The organism is Pseudomonas sp. PS01298 (genome assembly GCF_029959745.1).
In the GTDB taxonomy this organism is placed as follows: Bacteria; Pseudomonadota; Gammaproteobacteria; order Pseudomonadales; family Pseudomonadaceae; genus Aquipseudomonas; species Aquipseudomonas aylmerensis.
Window position 1 is genome coordinate 24,692 of record NZ_JASCPP010000010.1, and the last position, 17,377, is coordinate 42,068.

The 17,377-nt window shown below is 57.0% G+C and carries 15 protein-coding genes and 1 pseudogene; 1 reads left to right on the top strand and 15 read right to left on the bottom strand.

Annotated features, from left to right (window positions below; translation table 11 throughout):
• Positions 1-4: 4 nt before the first annotated feature.
• The 7 genes and pseudogenes from QMX97_RS06740 to QMX97_RS06770 all read right to left on the bottom strand — a co-directional run.
• Positions 5-216, bottom strand: a pseudogene (locus QMX97_RS06740) (IS3 family transposase); the annotation flags it as partial.
• A complete protein-coding gene (locus QMX97_RS06745; RefSeq protein WP_282396554.1) occupies positions 217-1,449 on the bottom strand; it encodes an MFS transporter in 1,233 nt (410 codons plus the stop codon).
• On the bottom strand, positions 1,446-2,531 hold the full coding sequence (locus tag QMX97_RS06750; protein WP_282396555.1) for an alcohol dehydrogenase: 1,086 nt from the start codon (positions 2,529-2,531) through the stop codon (positions 1,446-1,448). Before QMX97_RS06750 ends, QMX97_RS06745 begins: the two co-directional genes overlap by 4 nt.
• Before the next feature lie 79 nt (positions 2,532-2,610).
• Complete coding sequence (locus tag QMX97_RS06755; RefSeq protein WP_282396556.1) at positions 2,611-3,768, bottom strand: FAD-dependent oxidoreductase; 1,158 nt, start codon at positions 3,766-3,768, stop codon at positions 2,611-2,613.
• A gap of 2 nt (positions 3,769-3,770) precedes the next feature.
• Positions 3,771-4,439, bottom strand: a complete 669-nt coding sequence (locus QMX97_RS06760) for a cupin domain-containing protein (protein WP_120448617.1) — start codon at positions 4,437-4,439, stop codon at positions 3,771-3,773.
• Positions 4,440-4,509: 70 nt separating this feature from the next.
• Complete coding sequence (locus tag QMX97_RS06765; RefSeq protein ID WP_201146400.1) at positions 4,510-4,851, bottom strand: carboxymuconolactone decarboxylase family protein; 342 nt, start codon at positions 4,849-4,851, stop codon at positions 4,510-4,512.
• 91 nt (positions 4,852-4,942) lie between these two features.
• On the bottom strand, positions 4,943-5,716 hold the full coding sequence (locus QMX97_RS06770) for an SDR family oxidoreductase (RefSeq protein WP_282396557.1): 774 nt from the start codon (positions 5,714-5,716) through the stop codon (positions 4,943-4,945).
• Positions 5,717-5,913: 197 nt separating this feature from the next.
• Here QMX97_RS06770 and gcvA point away from each other — a divergent pair, with 197 nt between their 5' ends.
• A complete protein-coding gene (gene gcvA / locus QMX97_RS06775) occupies positions 5,914-6,837 on the top strand; it encodes a transcriptional regulator GcvA (protein WP_282396558.1) in 924 nt (307 codons plus the stop codon).
• Between the two features lie 323 nt (positions 6,838-7,160).
• Here gcvA and QMX97_RS06780 read toward each other — a convergent pair whose 3' ends face one another.
• From QMX97_RS06780 to gabP, 8 genes are all read right to left on the bottom strand, one after another.
• Positions 7,161-8,513: an aminotransferase class III-fold pyridoxal phosphate-dependent enzyme gene (locus QMX97_RS06780; protein ID WP_242485899.1), complete on the bottom strand. Its 1,353-nt coding sequence runs from the start codon at positions 8,511-8,513 to the stop codon at positions 7,161-7,163.
• Positions 8,514-8,597: 84 nt separating this feature from the next.
• Positions 8,598-10,073: an NAD-dependent succinate-semialdehyde dehydrogenase gene (locus tag QMX97_RS06785; RefSeq protein ID WP_282396559.1), complete on the bottom strand. Its 1,476-nt coding sequence runs from the start codon at positions 10,071-10,073 to the stop codon at positions 8,598-8,600.
• Between the two features lie 612 nt (positions 10,074-10,685).
• Positions 10,686-12,119: an amino acid permease gene (locus tag QMX97_RS06790; protein WP_282396560.1), complete on the bottom strand. Its 1,434-nt coding sequence runs from the start codon at positions 12,117-12,119 to the stop codon at positions 10,686-10,688.
• A gap of 199 nt (positions 12,120-12,318) precedes the next feature.
• The gene (locus QMX97_RS06795; RefSeq protein WP_120448611.1) at positions 12,319-13,173 is read right to left on the bottom strand and encodes an EamA family transporter; all 855 of its coding nucleotides are present in this window, start codon (positions 13,171-13,173) and stop codon (positions 12,319-12,321) included.
• Between the two features lie 69 nt (positions 13,174-13,242).
• Complete coding sequence (locus QMX97_RS06800) at positions 13,243-13,965, bottom strand: haloacid dehalogenase type II (protein WP_120448610.1); 723 nt, start codon at positions 13,963-13,965, stop codon at positions 13,243-13,245.
• A 68-nt stretch (positions 13,966-14,033) separates the two neighbouring features.
• The gene (locus QMX97_RS06805) at positions 14,034-14,363 is read right to left on the bottom strand and encodes a tRNA-binding protein (RefSeq protein WP_120448609.1); all 330 of its coding nucleotides are present in this window, start codon (positions 14,361-14,363) and stop codon (positions 14,034-14,036) included.
• A gap of 45 nt (positions 14,364-14,408) precedes the next feature.
• Positions 14,409-15,692, bottom strand: a complete 1,284-nt coding sequence (gabT, locus tag QMX97_RS06810; protein WP_282396561.1) for a 4-aminobutyrate--2-oxoglutarate transaminase — start codon at positions 15,690-15,692, stop codon at positions 14,409-14,411.
• A gap of 252 nt (positions 15,693-15,944) precedes the next feature.
• A complete protein-coding gene (gene gabP, locus QMX97_RS06815; RefSeq protein ID WP_282396562.1) occupies positions 15,945-17,375 on the bottom strand; it encodes a GABA permease in 1,431 nt (476 codons plus the stop codon).
• Positions 17,376-17,377: the final 2 nt, after the last annotated feature.

Genomic DNA, 17,377 nt, shown 5'->3' on the forward strand with positions numbered 1-17,377 from the left:
AACTGGTCATTTTCGTTGTCATTGACCAGTCATCGACCTGACGAGAAAACAGATCCAACACCACCGCCAAATACAACCAGCCTTCATACGCTCGCTACACGATGACGACCACAATCCTCACCGACCTCGCGCAGATCTTTTTGGATTTTGCGATAGCTATAAACGTTGCTGGTCGTCTTTGGCGCGTACAGATTGCGGCTCAGACAACCAGGCGTATTAAACCGACAGGCCCTTGTACTTGGGGATAGTCAGTGCCAGCGCGACGGCAGCCAACACAAGCGGTAAAAACGACACCCACAACACTGTGTTCCAGCCATATACCGACAGCAGCCCACCCGATGAAAAAGACCCGATCGCCATCACACCGAACACGATGAAATCATTGAGCGATTGAACGCGCGTCTTCTCTTCGGGCCGATGGCATTCCAGCACCAGTGCGGACGCGCCCAGGAAGCCGAAATTCCAACCAAGCCCCAGCAGGATCAGCGAGCCGTCAAAATGCATCACCTCGGCCCCGCCAAGTCCAACTGCAGCAGAGAGCCCCGTTAACGCCAGGCCGGCCACTGCAACGCGAACGGCACCGAACCGCGTGATGAGGTGGCCAGTGAAGAAGCTGGGTGCGTACATGGCGATGACGTGCCATTGCAGTCCCAGGTTGGCCGAGGCCTGCGAATGCCCGCAGAGGTGCATGGCCAGCGGCGCTGCCGTCATCAGGAAATTCATCAGCATGTAGGACACCGCACCGCACGTCGCGGCAGCGATGAAACGCGGCTGCCGCGCAATCAGCCCGAGTGGGCGCCCTCCTCCAAGCTCTTCAACTGTCGGCATCGGCAGCTTCACACCCAGCAGGATGAGCGCCGAGACCGCCGCAACGGCGGCTTGCGCCAAAAAGGTGGGGGCGAATGGGTACTGCGGCCAAATGTCCATCGTCCAAGTCACTAACTGCGGCCCCACTACCCCAGCGACCACGCCCCCGGCCATGACAAGCGACAGGGCCCGTGCGCGCCGTGATGGCGGGACACCGTCGGCGGCCGCGAAGCGGAACGATAACACCACGGCTGCATAGCTCCCGCCCAGGAACGTCGCCAGGCAAAACAACCAGAATGAGCCGACGAAGACCGCGAGCATCGCCAACACCCCCGTGAGCACACCCGCGCCCGCGCCTGCCAGGAACGCCGCGCGTCGCCCATACCGGCGCGCCAGGGCGCCCATCGGGAAAATACACGCCGCCATGCCTACCACGAAGATGGAAATGGGCAACGTGGCCAGCGCAGGTGCAGGCGCGAGCGTGTTGCCCACAATCGCTCCCGTGGCGTAAATCACCACCGCATTCGCTCCTGCCAACGCCTGAGCGACGGACAGTCGCCCTATGTTTTCGCGTTGCAAGCGCTCTGGTAGCAAGTAAGGCGCGCTGGCGGGGGGTGCAGTGTTGAGGTTGTGGTTCTTCATGGGTGTCGAGCGCCCATCGAAAGGTTGTCATCACGCGTCGATGGGCGCGCAGTGGCGTGTCCACGTGCGATGGTCAATACCATGCGGAATTTGACGTCGCCGGACCTCATCCGTTGGTAGGCTTCATTGGCCTGTTCGAAGGGCATCACTTCGATCCTCGGGCGTACGCCAGCCAACACGCTGAAATCCAGGGTCTTTTCGTTTTCATAGGGCGAGCCGGTGATCGAACCCAGCAGGCTGCGCTCACCCACGACCAGGTGGCCGGTCGACACCGGCAACGGGTCTTTGCTCGCACCGAGCAGCACAAGACAGCCTTGTGGCGCGAGCCCTGCCATGAGCGCCGATACGGCAACAGGGGCGCTGATTGTAGTCACGATGGCGTGAGCGCCGCCCATTTCCTTGAGCGTTGTTGCCGCGTCTTCTTCATGGGTGTCGATGTAGACATGGGCCCCCAGGTTCAATGCGTCCTCGGCGATATCACTGCCGCGCCCGACGGCAACCACGCGAAAGCCCATACGGCGCGCGTACTGCAGGGCCATATGCCCCAGGCCGCCAATACCAAAGATGGCAACCGTATCGCCTGCCTGCGCGCCGCATTTCTTCAGTGCATTGAACGTGGCGACACCAGCGCAGAGCAACGGCGCGGCTTCCTCGGCAAGGAGTTCGTCAGGAATCGACACAAGCCCTGAGACTCGTGCCAGCATCATTTCGGCATAACCACCGTCGCAAGTAGCGCCGACGAAGGGCTGGTGTTGGCACAGCTGAAAATGCCCCTGGCGGCACTGTACACATTCACCGCAAGACCCGCCCAGCCGGCCCACGCCGACACGCTGGCCGACCTTCCAGAGAGACGAAACGTGCTCGCCCAGCGCGGCGATACGGCCGACCACTTCATGGCCTGGCACGCGCGGTGGCTGCAGTGCAGGGTCTGCCCCTTCGATGTCACCCACATCGGCACCACAGATACCGCAGGCCTCAACAGCAATCAGCACTTGGCCAATACCGGGTGCTGTTGACGGACGTTCCACCAGTTCAAGAACACCCGGTCGGGTGACTTGCATGGCACGGTATGTAGCGTTCATAGCCGTCGCTCCTAAAAATGATGAATAACGGGAGATACCGGCACTGCTGATCAGTGCCGCCTTGCCTCGCGATCTCACGTCAACGCTTCGATGGACTCAACGCAGGCGCAGCGGCACGTTCAGCCAATGCCTTCACGCCCAGGCCGGCGGCCTCGACGGCACCGGCCACATAGCCCGAAAATTGCGGAGACCACTCACTGGCGATGCCTGTCAGGTACCCTTGCCAAGGTCCCGAAGTTGCGTTGGCCGAGGGCGCCCGGGCGTGCTGGGGCGCCGCATTTACATCGACTGCAGTGGCCGTGAACGGCTCTTGCGCCCAGTCCTTGATGGTCTCGGCCTTAGGCGTCGCCGCCTGGGGACCAAACATCCGGACGAGTTGCGAACGGCAATGGGTGCGCAGTACCTCGTCGGAGACCGTGCTGCGCACTTGCGCCGGCACACCCAGAAAGCCAAACAGCGCCGCGCTGCCACCGGGCATGGAGGCGTCATGGATTTCACCCAGCGGCCCACGTGCACTGCGGCCTTCCCCGGACAAACCCTGCTCCCGCCAGAACGGCGTGTCATAGAGGGCGACGTACTTGGCTTGGGGCGCCATCCACGTTCCCGTTTCACGCCACTGTTGGGCCAGGGATGCAGGCAAGGCTGGTTCGAATACGAGGGTGCTTTCAACCAGGCGAGGCGGCAGCGCCAGCAAGACATGCTCAGCCTGCCAGGCCTTGACATGGCCTGCGGCATCTTCGCTTTCGAGTTCGATATGACCGTCGTATTTGCGCAGCCGGCGCACCGTGTGGCCGGTGATGATGTTTGCTGGGGCCAGTTTCTCGCGCAAGGCTTCGATCAAGCTCCCCATGCCACCGACCAGGCGCATGGACGCGGGCGAGTTCACGTAACCACGCATGCGCACAGGGTGCTCCTCGGGCGAACGCTCCACCACCATGTCACCCTCCTCGAACTGCTCAAACCGCTCCAGGCCCAAGGCCTCCACGAGCCGGTCAAGCTCGCGTTGGTAGCCAGGCCAGAACCAGGTGGGGCCCAGGTCGAAACGGTCGATGCCGTCAGTGTTCGCGGTGGTGTGTGTGACCGCCTGGCCGGTGGCGTCGATAGACGCAATCCCACCGCCGAGGACTTCCCTCCCCTCCAGCAACACATAATCGGTAATGCCCTGGCGCTCCAGCAGGTAAGCGGCATACAGGCCGCTCAAACCAGCACCAACGATAGCGATGCGTACAGTGTGCATGCTTATTCCTCGACCGCTACATCGGCCAGATGGCCAGTTTTGAGATACACAGTGGCGCCTTGGTCTCCAGCGTGGAGGTTCGCAGACTCGCCGGCGGGCAGGCGCAGCCAGCTGCCGCGTTCGTAGGCCTCTCCATCCAGCGTCACGTTGCCCGCCAGCACCAGTAGTTCAGCGCCGTCAGGCGGTGTTTCGAAAATCGCTTCGCGCGGTGTCAGGCGTTGCAGACTGACCTGCTCTGTTTCATCGCAGAACAACGCGCAGATCTCGCGTTGACCCTTCCGACGCCACGCGGCAGGGTCACGGGTGTCAATGCGCACAGAGCGCTGCTCGCCTCCGTGCATCTGCTGAAGCTTGACGAAAATGACGGCGCCCTCGGCACTGGAGGGTTGGTGGCTGGACCCGGGGGGATTACGCAAATACCAGCCCACCGGGTAGTCCCCACTCCCGTCAGAGAAGGTCCCCGACAACACGAGAATCTCCTCTCCCCCGGGATGGAAATGGCGAGCGAAACAGGAGTCAGGGGCATACCGCACAAGGCTGGTGGCACGGGCTTTTTCAGCACCCACGCGATCCAGCATCACGCGCTCGACGCCATCCTGCGGCGAAGCCACCCATTGGCACTGCTGGGACGCCACGATGGCGCGGCGCGTGAAGTCGGCATTGATCAGCATGAGGGTTATCCAAACGGGGCAAAGACACCGGCCAACCCGTCCGTGGGTGGTCGGTGCTTATCGATAGGGCTTACTGACTGGGCAGTTGTTGATAGGCCTCGACGACGCGTGCCGAGTACGTCAACGCAGCACCCGCGTTCAGGGCAATCGCTACACCGAGGGCCTCGGTGATTTCTTCAAGCGTGGCACCGTGCTCGACCGCTTTTTTGGTATGGACGGAAATACACCCGTCGCAGCGCGTGGTCACCGCCACGGCCAATGCGATCAGTTCGTGGATCTTCGGCTCCAGATGCCCCGTCTTGACCGCCGAATTGTCGATCATCATCAGGCCCCGCATCACGTCGGGGCTTTGTTTAGCGTAGTCGCCTACGCGCTCCATCAGGGAGTCGCGGTAGCCATTCCAGTCTTGCATCATGGTCTTTCTCCAAAACAGATTGAAGCCAGGTGTCGGGTCACGCCTGGCAAAGAACTCAGTGCCTCAGCAACGCTTGCAGCAGCGCAGGTCAGTTACGACCGGCCATCACACCGCCATCGACGTCCCAGACAGCGCCAGTGACCCAGCCCGCCTTGTCCGACAGCAGGAAAGCGACCACTTCGGCGACGTCCTGAGGCGTGCCCACGCGACCAATCGGGTGGAAGCTATTGAAGCCTTGCAGCGCACTGTGCACTTCGGCCTTTGGAATGAAGCCTTCGTAGATAGGGGTCTGCACCACGGCAGGCGACACCGCGTTAACACGGATGTTCTTGCTACCTAGTTCCATCGCCAGGTGCTGGGTCAGCGAGTGCAGGCCCGCCTTGGCCATCGAGTACGCAGAAGACGGTGTGGCTGCGATCGCCTGCTTGCCCCACATCGAACCAATGTTCACGATCGCGCCGGGGCGGTTCTTGGCGACCAAGTTGGCGGCAACCTTTTGCGTGATGAAGAAGGTCGCTTTGTTGATCGACATGTACTGGGCGTAGTCAGCTTCCGAATGCTCCAGGAATGGCTTGGGGAAGAACACGCCGGCGGCGTTGACCAGCAGGGCGATATCCGAATGCTGCTCGTCCAGGGTTTTGATCAGCGAAGCTACGGCGGCGTCGTTGGACAGGTCGGCAGTCAGTGCCCACACCTGGCCCAGTTCAGCCAACTCCTTGCGGGCTGCTTCGGTTTTTTCCGGGCGGTTGCCCACGATGACTACGCTGCCGCCCTCGGCCAGTACGGTGCGCGCGGTCTGCAGGCCCATGCCGCTGGTGCCACCGACGACCAACAGCTTCTTACCTTTGAATTGATTGCTCATCTTGTAACGCTCTCCGTGCGCCCGCTTTCCGGCAGGACTTGAGTGGAAGAAAAACTATTGGTTCCAATGGTGTTCACGTGCCTATGCCCTCACCCATAAAACAGGCCAGCAGTCAGCATGGAGGTGATTTTTCTCTTCTTTCAGGCCGCAGACAAACGAGATAAAGTGTCAAACCCTGAAAGAAAAACTTTATCGCCATGAAATCACCGATCCATCTGAACGCTTTGCGTGCCTTCGAGGCCAGCGCCCGCCATCAGAGCTTTTCTGCGGCGGCGGCCGAACTCAACGTCACACCGGCGGCGGTCGGTCAGTTGGTACGCACGCTGGAAGATTGGCTGGGTAGCCCGCTGTTTGTGCGCGGCAACAGCGGCCGGGCAAGGCTTGTACCCACGGAGGCAGCCGAGCGCGCGTTGCCCGACATACGCGCAGGTTTCGACAGGCTGACCCTGGGGATGGAGCGACTGCGGGAAAGTTCGATCAACGGCGTACTGACCGTGGCGGTCAGCCCGGCCTTTGCCGCCAAGTGGCTGTTGCCTCGCATCGACCGCTTCCAGGCGGTGTGCCCCGAAACAGACGTGCGCCTGGATACCAACCTTAAACCGGTGGACTTCGTTGCACAGCGGATCGATATCGGCGTGCGTTATGGCACGGGGCGGTGGCCGGGGCTGACCGCCGAAAAACTGATGGATGAAGAGGTCTATCCGGTGTGCTCGCCGCAACTGTTGCGCGAGCACTCGCGTTTGCAGAAGCCCAATGACCTGACACAGGAGACGTTGATTCACGACCTGTCGATGGATAGCCATACCGGTTTTCCGACCTGGGAAACCTGGATGCAGAAAGCCGGGGCGAAGGACGCACTCTCTCTGCGGGGCATGCAAATCAACAATTCTGCCGCCGTGTTGCAAGCTGCGGTTGAGGGGCACGGCATCGCGCTGGCCCGCAGCGTCATGGCCCACGATGACCTGGCAAGCGGACGCCTGGTGCGGTTGTTCCCCGACATCAGCTTTGCATCGGAGTTGGCCTACTACATCGTTTATCGGCCTGAGTGCGCAAGCTTGCCCAGGCTGACGACTTTTCGGGACTGGTTGTTGGCGCAAGCGCAGCAGACGGAAAATCGCTGACTTTGAAGATGATTTACGGTACCCGCACGTGCCCCCTACACCACGTTTTCGCTTTCTTCTCGTGAGCCGCGAAAAGTAATATTTCGCCAAGAGAATTTGTTCGAAAGTTTGGGCTACCCGATAAGTCTCCAGAGATGCCTGAATGGCTCATATCGTGGTCAGGTGCCTGTGACGCCATGAGTTATCAACTCAGGGAAGAAGAAGGCATCTGGAATCAATAGCAGGGATAAGCTGAGCAATTAAACGGCTTATAGCTATCTTAAAAAGAAGGTCTTCTGATCGAAGACCTTAAACGCAGTGCTAAATCGCGCAGCGGAAAGCGGTCAGACCCATTTAGCGCCGATCACCTTCTCGATAGAAAAGGTCAGAATCTCAATCAGCTTGTCGACGTCAGCATTGGTGTAATTCAGAGAGGGAGCAAAACCGAGTATGTCGTCGGCAAAAGCACGGAATACAAGCCCCTCGCTAAACGCATGGGCCAAGATTTTCTGACCTATTTTCAAGCTCGGGTCAGGCTTGGCTCGTGTGTGCTTGTCTGTAACAAGTTCAACGCCCGCCAGCATACCCTGCCCCCGCACCTGTCCTACTACGGCCAGCGCCTCAAGGCTACGCAGCCTTTCCTGGAAATACTCACCAACAGCTTTGCCATTTTCCAAGAGACCGGTTTCGTACAGATCCAGCGTGGCGTTGGCAATTGCCGCGCTGACAGGATGTCCGGCGTAGGTTTGGCCATGACCAAACGGAGTACCATCAGCGCCGGCCTCCGCGATTGCGGCATAGATGCTGTCGGAGATGATGGTTGCGCCCATGGGCGCATACCCTGAAGTCAGGCCTTTGGCGAGTGTCAAGATATCTGGACTAACACCTTCGTGCTCGCAGGCGAACATGGGGCCAGTACGACCAAATCCAGTAATCACCTCATCAACGATCAGCAGGATGCCGAGCCTGTCACAGGTCTCGCGCATTGCTTTCAGATAACCAGCAGGAGGAACAATTACCCCACCAGAGCCAATGATGGGCTCGCAGATGAACGCGGCCACTTTTTCCTTGCCAATTTCTCGCACTTTACTTTCAAGTGCCGCAACGGTCGCTTGCAGTACCGATACCTCATCTGGGCCGGCACTATGACGGTAAGTGTAAGGCGCTTCAATGTGGTGCTGGGTAGGCGCAGGTACATCAAAATAGCGATGGAACACGGGCAGTGCGGTAAGTCCGCTGCCCAAAGCTGAGGAGCCGTGATAGCCACGCTGCACTGCAATGAAGTGCTTTTTTTCAGGCTGTCCGATCGCGTTGAAGTAGTAGCGTACCGTTCGGATCGCTGTGTCTACCGCATCAGATCCGCCCTGCCCGAAAATGACGTGGTTCAAACCAGAAGGCGCCAGGTTGGCTAAACGATGGGCTAGCTCAATCGCAGGCTCGCTACCGAAGCCGAAGTAACCGGTCGCGTAAGGCAGGACTTCAAGCTGCTTCCTTGCGGCCTCGATGATCGTCGGCTGTCCGTAACCGGCGTTCACACACCAGAGGCCCGAGAAGGCGTCTTGGACTCGATGACCATTCACATCCACCAGGTGAATCCCATCCGCACTTTTCCAGGCACATACGCCCTTTGCCTGGTGATCCATCAGGGCGGTCACAGGGTGAACCCAGTGTTGATCTTTTTTCTGAAGGTTGTTCATACGATCTCTCAATAAACACACATAGCGGATTCTCTCTGCCTCAAACAGGTTTGAGTAAAGAGCTCACTCATCAAAGGTCGGGAGTCAATCCAGGCCGCCTTGGCAGACATATTTGATGTGCATGTATTCTTCCAGGCCATGTACGGAGCCTTCTCGGCCATAGCCCGAATCCTTCACTCCCCCAAACGGAGCGGCTTCGGCGGCTATAGCACCTTCGTTCACGCCAACAATGCCGCACTCCAGCGCATCAGTAACCCGGTGCACACGGCGCATGTCGTTGGTATAGAAATAAGATGCCAATCCGAATGGCGAGTCATTGGCCATCTTGATGACCTCTTCCTCGGTTTCAAACCGAGTGATGGGTGCAACCGGCCCGAAGGTTTCTTCATGGAAGCATTTAGAGGAAGGATCTACGTCCGCCAGGACGGTTGGCGCGTAGTAAGTGGACTCGGCACGCTGTTCGGTAAAAAGACGCTTGCCACCCGTGAGGACTCGAGCACCACGCGCGACTGCATCATTGACGTGCTCCTCGATCTTGGCGATCGCTTTGGCGTTGATCATAGGGCCAATCTGCGACGTCGAATCGCTGGCAGGGCCAACGACCAGGGCCGACACGCGGGCGCTGAGTTTCTCCAGGAAATTGCCGTAGATTTTCGACTGAACGTACACACGGTTTGGACACACGCAGGTCTGGCCGCCGTTACGGAATTTAGCCACCATCAGACCTTCTACTGCGGCATCGACGTCGGCGTCCTCAAACACGATGAACGGTGCATTACCGCCCAGTTCCAGCGCCAATTTCTTCAGGGTACGCGATGATTCGTGGGCCAGGTGCTTACCGACCGGCGTCGATCCTGTGAAGGTGATTTTGCGAACACGGGGATCATCCAACCAGACATCCGCTACCGTCTTTGAGGCGGAAGTGTTGACGATGTTCAAGACGCCAGCCGGGACGCCCGCCTCCTCCGCAAGCTTCACCAATGCCAAAGCAGTCAGAGGTGTTTCCGCCGCTGGCTTACAGACAACAGTACAACCTGCGGCCAGAGCCGGAGCGATTTTCCGAGCGATCATCGCTGCCGGGAAGTTCCAAGGCGTGATGGCCGCTACAACGCCTACCGGCTCCCTGTAAGCAGCCATTTTACGTCCGCGTACGGCTTGAGGAATGATGTCACCGTTCGCCCGGGTGGCTTCCTCAGCAAACCACTCTACATAACTTGCGGCGTAGGCGATTTCGCCAACGGCTTCAGCAAGGGGCTTACCTTGCTCAGTAGAAATGATCTTACCCAAGTCTTCAGCGTTAGCCATGATCAAGTCATTCCAGCGCTTCAAGATCACAGCTCGCTGCTTGGCGGGTGTCGAGCGCCAAGCTTCAAACGCTTGCACTGCAGCGTCAACTGCAGCCTTTGCATCCTTTTCGTCGCTATCGGCAACGAGGGTTACGCGCTCTCCCGAAGCTGGGTTGTTGACTGGGAGGGTTGCGCCAGTGACTGCGTCCTGCCACACACCCGCGATAAAGTTCTTGGTGAGTATCAACTCTTCGCGCTGCAGCTTAAAACTCATAAAACCTCCAACGAGATTCGTAAAAAATGAAAAGAAAATACCTTCGTGACTACACCACGAAGGAACAGGTATTCATGTACCGTCGATGACTAAGCACTTAGAGCCATGGTTCAATCCACTACGCCTGCAGGCCGTCTTTGGGAGGCGTAACTTCAACCATTCATCTTGGGTAAATCCTAAGCAACGAACTCAGTGTCAGCTACCGATCCCGAGCAGGATAAACAGGGGTGTTTTTAGTATTTAAAGTATTAATCATTTAAGCCTTGAAGTGCCCCCTGGTGGTTTCGAGAACGGGGGAGATACTTCAATATGAATATGAGGGCATGGGCAAGCTACCAACACGTTGTCATCTTTCTCGGTAACAGGCCCTGCCAAACAAAAATCCCGAATGGCCACTAGCATGCTGATGAATAGGCTTTTATTATTATTCATTTAATACCCCGTGCAAGATTAGTCATTCAGAGGTTGATTTTTACGATTAGTCAAATGAGCACTGAAAGGTTAAGTGCTGTTATGAGGGGGCGGGATCCATTGCCACCCTTCTTTCGCAAAGGGTGGCTTTCTTCTGATAAACACAACATTCAGCGCGGTCTGCTGAGTGTGAGTCTATGGTCAGAGTCTTACGTTATGTTCCTGGCGCTTCAAGCGATTACAACGTCGCTGATGCACGATCCCAATCAGCACCAAAGCGAGACCTGCACTGCCTGTCGACACTACCAGGACCTGGTACTCAGCCATGAACGACATCACCGCCAAACACGCCACGATGAAGATAATCACCGCCCAGGTCAGCCAAGGAAACAGCCACATTTTCAGCGGGATTTCACTGCCCTGCAGCTCCAGCTTGCGGCGCATTTTCAGCTGAGAGCACGCGATAACCAGATACACCAGAAGCGCGATAGTACCGGTCATGTTCATCAGCGTATCGAGCACATCCTTGGGTCTCAGCGCCTCGCTGAAATTGATCAGCGCCAGAATCACAGCCACCAGACAGGATCCGACGATGGCATAGAGCGGAACACCCGTTCCTTGTTTTGTAAACTTGAAGAATGACGGGGCGTCGCCGCGACTGGCCAACGAATAGAGCATGCGTGAAGCTGTGTAGTGCGCGGAAATCAAGCAGCTGCTCACCGACGTCAGCACCACGAAATTCATCAGCACTTCTGCCCCAGGCACCCCAAGCAGCTCCAGCGTGCGTCGGTAGGCCCCATAGCCTGGCACACCGAGCATGGGGTCATTCCATGGCACCAAGCACACAATCAGGAAAATCGAGCCCACGTAAAACAACCCTACGCGCCAAACGACCGACTTGGTCGTCTTGATGATCTGCTGGGACGGGTTCGCAGACTCAGAAGCGGCAATAGTCGCGATCTCTGCCCCCAGGAACGCAAACATCACTCCCAGCATGGCGCCGACGACAGGGTCTATGCCGTTCGGCATGAAACCGTGCGCCGTCAAGTTGGTGATGCCCCTCACCTCCCCCAGCATCCAGATATTAGCTACCGCGAGGCCACACACTATCAAGAAGCAGAAAATCGCCACGACCTTGATCAGTGCAAACCAGAACTCAAATTCGCCGTAGTTTTTCACGTTGAAGAAGTTGATGCTGATCAGTACCAGCGTGGTTGCCAGAACGAAGACATTGATACTGATCGATGGAAACCAGCCGTTAAGGATCTTGCCTGCAACGTAGGCCTCCCAAGCCATGAGGCTTACCCAGTAGCCCCAATAAAGCCAGCCAATGGTAAAACCGGCCCACCGGCCAATCGCCCGATCGGCGTAAGTTGAGAAAGACCCCGTATCAGGAGAGGACGTCGCCATCTCACCCAGCATTCTCATGATAAGCATCATCAGAATACCGCCGACCAGAAATGCCAAGACGGCAGCGGGACCTGCAGTATGGATGATACTTGCCGACCCTACGAACAAAGAGCCACCAATGACCCCCGCGATAGACATCATGGTGAGATGCCTGGACTTGAGCCCCGTCTTGAGTTGACTATCTTGGATCTTCGGGTTTTCGATACTTATATTTGTTTCAATCATCGAGTCACCTCTATTTTTACCAACGACATTTCTGCCAAGCATCTGCGGCGCTGCGCACTTGGATGTTCTACTTCGATAGTTCAGGCATATAAAAAAGCCCCCAGCGTGACGGGGGCAAGGTTAAATCGGCGACTATGAATAGAATGACCTGTTCTATTTCTTCACCTTATTGACGCACGCGCACAATCAATAGCGATGACTAAGTTGCTCTTCTCGACATTATCATCGAGCAAACAACTAATCCCGCGCCTACCCAGATGTACCACTGCATGCCGACCTGCAGGTAGATGGCCAGGAATGCGGTGGACAGCACAGGTGTGGCATAACTGAGGACGGCTACCTGCTCATGATTGGCCTTTTTCATGGCATAGTCCCAGAGGTAAAAGGCTCCACCCATAGGCCCCAACCCCATGTAGACAATCGCCCAGGTCTCACTAGGGGTGAGCGACGGCCACTGCGCGCCTGCGCGATAAACCAACAGGCACGCAGCGCCCGACACAAGACAAAACAGCCCAACCGATGCACTGCGAACACCCGTATATTGCTTGGCAAGTAGCGAGTAAGCTGCCCACAGGATGGCCGAAACAAATGCCAGGCCATAGCCAAGCCAGTTACCCTCACCCAGAGAGTGATCCGGATTACAGCTGATCACTGCGCCAACAAAACCCACGAGTCCGGCCAAAATCGATCTCGTGGTGAGTCGCCCGCTCGACACAAAGAGTGGAGCCATCACCACGATCAGCACAGGCCAAAGGTAGTGCAGCAGACTGACGCCGATCGGATCAGCCAGTTGGAGCGCGTAAAAATAAATGACGTGGTAGGCCAACATGCAGAATGTGCCCAGCACAAAGAGCCTGCGCGGCATAGCCCAGAGCCTGAACCACGGAAGCCCGATGAGCCCACCAATAAACAGCGCAGCACCCGTAATAAACATGGGAGACACGTTCTGGCAGTAGGTAACACTCACTGCCAAGGTGCTCCAGATGATCACTGAGACTACCGCTGGGATAATCCCGAACTGAGATCTTGAGACAGTTGAATCATACGAACTCATGGCAGTCTCGCTGTTAGTTCAAGTTCAGCGGAAAATACCGGCGACCCACAACAGTCGCCGGCATCGGTATCAACCCTTAAGCGCTTGCTTATGGGCCTCAGCCATCTCGCCCATGCTGTTGAAGCGGAAATCGATGTTGGGCATACGCGACGGAACGTGGGTCGCACCGTAGCCTTCTTTACCGTGACGGCGGTAGATCCAGGCCGAAGCCAGACCTGCGTCGTTGGCGGGGATATGGTCGTGGTAAAGGCTTTCTGCAGTGTGCAGGATATCGCCTTTCTCGATGCCAGCTTGAGCCAGAGCATCGATCATGAAGGTAAAGTTGTTTGGGTTTGGTTTGTACGAACCCACATCCTGAGCGGTGATAATGTGGTCGAACTCGACACCCAGCTTCGCATTGCTCAGTTTGAACTCATTGCGGTCGATGTTGGACAGGATGACCAGCTTGTAATGGTTCTTCAGATACTGCAAAGCTTCCACCGTATCTGGGAATGCAGGCCAATTCTTCACAGAGGTGCCGAACTCTTCACGCTCAGCAGCCTCAGGTTGCAGGCTCCATTCTTTGGCGATGCGGTCATACACAGCGCGCAGAATGTCCTGGTAAAGCGCACCAGGGGTCTCGGTTTGCTGAGGCGACTCGTTGCGACCAAACACTTCCAGCAGCTCGTCAGAGGTGAAAGACTTGCCAGTGCGCTTGGCCAGTGGTTGGAGGGCGTTGACGATACCGGTTTCCCAGTCGATCAGGGTGCCGTAGCAGTCGAAGGTCAACGCTTTGAAGTCGGTCAGTTGCATCTTGATATCCTACTTTAGGTTTACTTGTTTTGAATCAGCCGCGGTATCGCAGCACAGCGGCTAGAGGGTTAAAAAATCTTACTACCGAGTGGAACAGGCCGCTCTGTGGTCAGGTAAACAACCTCACCCGGCTCACGATCGACACCCAACATCAATACTTCGGAGGTAAAGCCCGCAATCTTCCTGGCGCCCAGATTGACGGCGCACACCACCTGCTTACCGACAAGCTCCTCAGGGCTGTAGAGCTTGGTGTACTGCGCGCTGGTGGTTTTCTCGCCCAACTCACCAAAATTGATCCAGAACTTATAAGCTGGCTTGTTTGCTTTTTCATTGAGCTCTACTCGCACGACCTCGCCGATACGAATGTCAACCTCATTGAACGCTTCAAACGGGGACATAACCACTCCAGTATTATTGCGGTGTAAATCGATAAAACCTCAGCCTTATGCTTCGGCGACAACCAGCGCACGCTCAAACATGCCCAAGGCTTCAGCCACATCCTGCTCGGAAATGACCAGTGGGCAGATGAAGCGGACAACATTGCGGTACACGCCGCATTTGATCACCAGCAACCCCTCTTCACGGGCAGCATCGATGATCCGTTGCGCCAGAGCCGCATCTGGCTCTTTTGACTCACGATCAGAAACGAACTCAACGGCTGCCATTGCACCGATCGCACGCACGTGACCGATGCCTTTGAAGCGGCCTTCCAGGGCTTTGAAACCTTCCAGAAGCTGGGCGCCGATCGCGCGGCTACGCTCCGTCAGGTTTTCCGACTCGAAGATCTTGATGACTTCCAAGGCTGCAGCGCAACCGAGCGGGTTGCCACCATACGTACCGCCCAAGCCACCTGGTTGTGGGGCATCCATGATTGCGGCACGACCTACGACACCAGAGATCGGCAGACCGCCGGCCATGCTCTTGGCAACGGTTACCAAGTCAGGCTGGATGCCGGAGTGCTCGAAGCCGAACATCTTGCCGGTACGGCCGAAGCCGGTCTGAATTTCGTCGCAGATCAGGACGATGCCCAGCTCTTGGGTTTTCTTGCGCAGAGCACGCATGAACTCGACCGGCGCGGCGATGAAGCCACCATCACCCTGGACGGGCTCAATGATGATTGCAGCGACGCGATCAGCAGCGATTTGAGTGTCAAATACCTCCTGCAGAGCGGCCAGTGCTTTCTCGGTGGTCACCCCACGGTACTCGTTCGGATACGGCGTATGGTAGATATCCGGAGCGTACGGGCCGAAATTCTGGCGGTAAGGCTGGCTCATACCAGTGAGGGTCATACCCATCAAGGTACGACCGTGGAAACCGCCACGGAATGCGATCACACCTGGACGATTGGTATGGCCACGCGCGATCTTGATGGCGTTCTCAACAGCTTCAGCACCGGTAGTCAGGAACACTGACTTGTAGTGCTCCTCGCCACCCACCAGGTTGTTCAGCTTTGCGGCGAGGTCGGTGTATTGGTTGTAAGCCGCGACCTGGAAGCAGATGTGCGAGAAGGTATCCAGCTGCTTACGTACCGCTTCGACGACGCGTGGGTGGTTGTGACCGACGTTCAGCACGCCGATACCACCTACGAAGTCCAAGTATTTCTTGCCGTGGTCATCCCAGAGGTAAGCACCTGCAGCGCGGCTCACGTTGATCGGGTGAGCAACCGCAACACCATTGGATACATGTTGTGCGCGAGGCGATACGGACAGTTTTTGTTGAGAAGACATGGTATTCACCTTTGTGTGTCAGTGTGGCAATCGTAACGACACCCTCACACTCAAAATACGTGCGAGAACTAGGAAGACTGATTGATTTTTTCGTACTAAAAGTAGATGCAGAAAAGATGGGGCTCAGGGCAGGAAAGCGAGACGGCAATAAGCCGAGCCCAACTATTCCGCTGGCAACTGGTCGGCCAAGAACAAGGGCGCGCGCGACCCCGCCCCCTCCACCCCTCTTGAATAACCTGGACCTGAAGGAGGTCAGCGGCGGTTATTGCTGACGAGACCCTGAGACCAATCCGCCGCGTTGCTACGGCGCTTGGTGTAAACACCAGTGGCAACGATCACGAGTGCCAGCACCGCCGTCGACGCCACCTCATAAGTGTGTTTAGGGAGCGTCAGCATCAGGCACAGCGCGGCCGTAATGAAAATGATCACAAGCCAGGTCAGCCAAGGGTAAAGCCACATCTTGAAGCCCAACTCCTGGCCGTCAGCGACCAACTGCTTGCGCATGCGCAACTGCGAAACCGCGATAACCAGGTAGACCAGCAATGCAACTGCCCCCGAGGTTGCCAGGAGGAATGCAAATACTGTCTCAGGGGCAAAGTAGTTAATGGCAGTCGTAACGAAGCCAATAGCCGTACTGGCCAAGACCGCCCTGCGCGGGACATTTGAGGCAGTCGTCGCCTTGAGCGCTTGTGGCGCATCACCGCGCTTGGCCAGGGAGAACATCATCCTGGAAGCGGTGTAGATGGCCGAATTGAGACAGCTCGCTACAGCGACGAGAACCACGATATCGACGATCAGCTTGGCGTAGGGAATTTGCAGCAGCTCCAGCGCACGCTGGTACGACCCAACCACGGAAAGCTGGGCGTCGTTCCATGGCACGATGGAAACCACCATAAAGATCGAAACAATGTAGAAAATACCGATCCGCCAAATAACAGAGTTTGTAGCCCGGGCGATCTGCTGAGACGGGTTTTTCGATTCTGCTGCAGCGATCGTGACGATCTCGGTACCCATGAAGCTGAACATGGTCGTCAGCAAGGCACCCAGCACCGGCCCATAGCCATTCGGGGCGAAACCGCCATTTGCGTGCATGGTAGCGACGAAGCCTTCGACCTCCCGACCGGGCAGCCCTCCCACGAGAGCGACTGCAACCAAGATGATGAATGCCATGATTGCGACCACTTTCGACAACGCAAACCAGAACTCAAACTCGCCGTACTTAGCGACGCTGAAGAGATTTGAAATGGTCAGAAGCGCCGTGATCGCCAGCGCGAACAACCAGGTATCAATAACCGGGAACCATGTGTTCAAAATGGCAGCTGCTGCAATGGCCTCCAAGGGGATAACGAGAACCCAGAACCACCAATACAGCCAACCGATTGAAAATCCGGCCCATTGACCGATGGCCCTGTTCGCATAGGTGGAGAATGATCCGGTATCGGGAGAGGCTACTGCCATTTCGCCGAGCATTCGCATCACCAGCACAACAAGCGTACCGGCTGCGATATAAGAAAGAAGCACCGCCGGGCCAGCAGCAGCAATTGCATGACCCGAGCCAACAAACAAACCCGCCCCGATGACACCCGCAATCGAGAGCATCGTGACGTGGCGCTGTTTTAAACCAGTGGAAAGGTTTGATCCTTCAGCAGTAGCTGAATGGACTGAATGAGAGGGTTGGGACATCT

Excerpts from the sequence above, each read along its gene's own strand:
- QMX97_RS06745 (WP_282396554.1), bottom strand. The coding sequence starts at position 1,449 with ATGAAGAACCACAACCTCAACACTGCACCCCCCGCCAGCGCGCCTTAC.
- gcvA (WP_282396558.1), top strand. The coding sequence starts at position 5,914 with ATGAAATCACCGATCCATCTGAACGCTTTGCGTGCCTTCGAGGCCAGC.
- QMX97_RS06750 (WP_282396555.1), bottom strand. The coding sequence starts at position 2,531 with ATGAACGCTACATACCGTGCCATGCAAGTCACCCGACCGGGTGTTCTT.
- QMX97_RS06790 (WP_282396560.1), bottom strand. The coding sequence starts at position 12,119 with ATGATTGAAACAAATATAAGTATCGAAAACCCGAAGATCCAAGATAGT.
- QMX97_RS06760 (WP_120448617.1), bottom strand. The coding sequence starts at position 4,439 with ATGCTGATCAATGCCGACTTCACGCGCCGCGCCATCGTGGCGTCCCAG.
- QMX97_RS06765 (WP_201146400.1), bottom strand. The coding sequence starts at position 4,851 with ATGCAAGACTGGAATGGCTACCGCGACTCCCTGATGGAGCGCGTAGGC.
- gabP (WP_282396562.1), bottom strand. The coding sequence starts at position 17,375 with ATGTCCCAACCCTCTCATTCAGTCCATTCAGCTACTGCTGAAGGATCA.
- QMX97_RS06780 (WP_242485899.1), bottom strand. The coding sequence starts at position 8,513 with ATGAACAACCTTCAGAAAAAAGATCAACACTGGGTTCACCCTGTGACC.
- QMX97_RS06755 (WP_282396556.1), bottom strand. The coding sequence starts at position 3,768 with ATGCACACTGTACGCATCGCTATCGTTGGTGCTGGTTTGAGCGGCCTG.
- QMX97_RS06805 (WP_120448609.1), bottom strand. The coding sequence starts at position 14,363 with ATGTCCCCGTTTGAAGCGTTCAATGAGGTTGACATTCGTATCGGCGAG.
- gabT (WP_282396561.1), bottom strand. The coding sequence starts at position 15,692 with ATGTCTTCTCAACAAAAACTGTCCGTATCGCCTCGCGCACAACATGTA.
- QMX97_RS06770 (WP_282396557.1), bottom strand. The coding sequence starts at position 5,716 with ATGAGCAATCAATTCAAAGGTAAGAAGCTGTTGGTCGTCGGTGGCACC.
- QMX97_RS06785 (WP_282396559.1), bottom strand. The coding sequence starts at position 10,073 with ATGAGTTTTAAGCTGCAGCGCGAAGAGTTGATACTCACCAAGAACTTT.
- QMX97_RS06800 (WP_120448610.1), bottom strand. The coding sequence starts at position 13,965 with ATGCAACTGACCGACTTCAAAGCGTTGACCTTCGACTGCTACGGCACC.
- QMX97_RS06795 (WP_120448611.1), bottom strand. The coding sequence starts at position 13,173 with ATGAGTTCGTATGATTCAACTGTCTCAAGATCTCAGTTCGGGATTATC.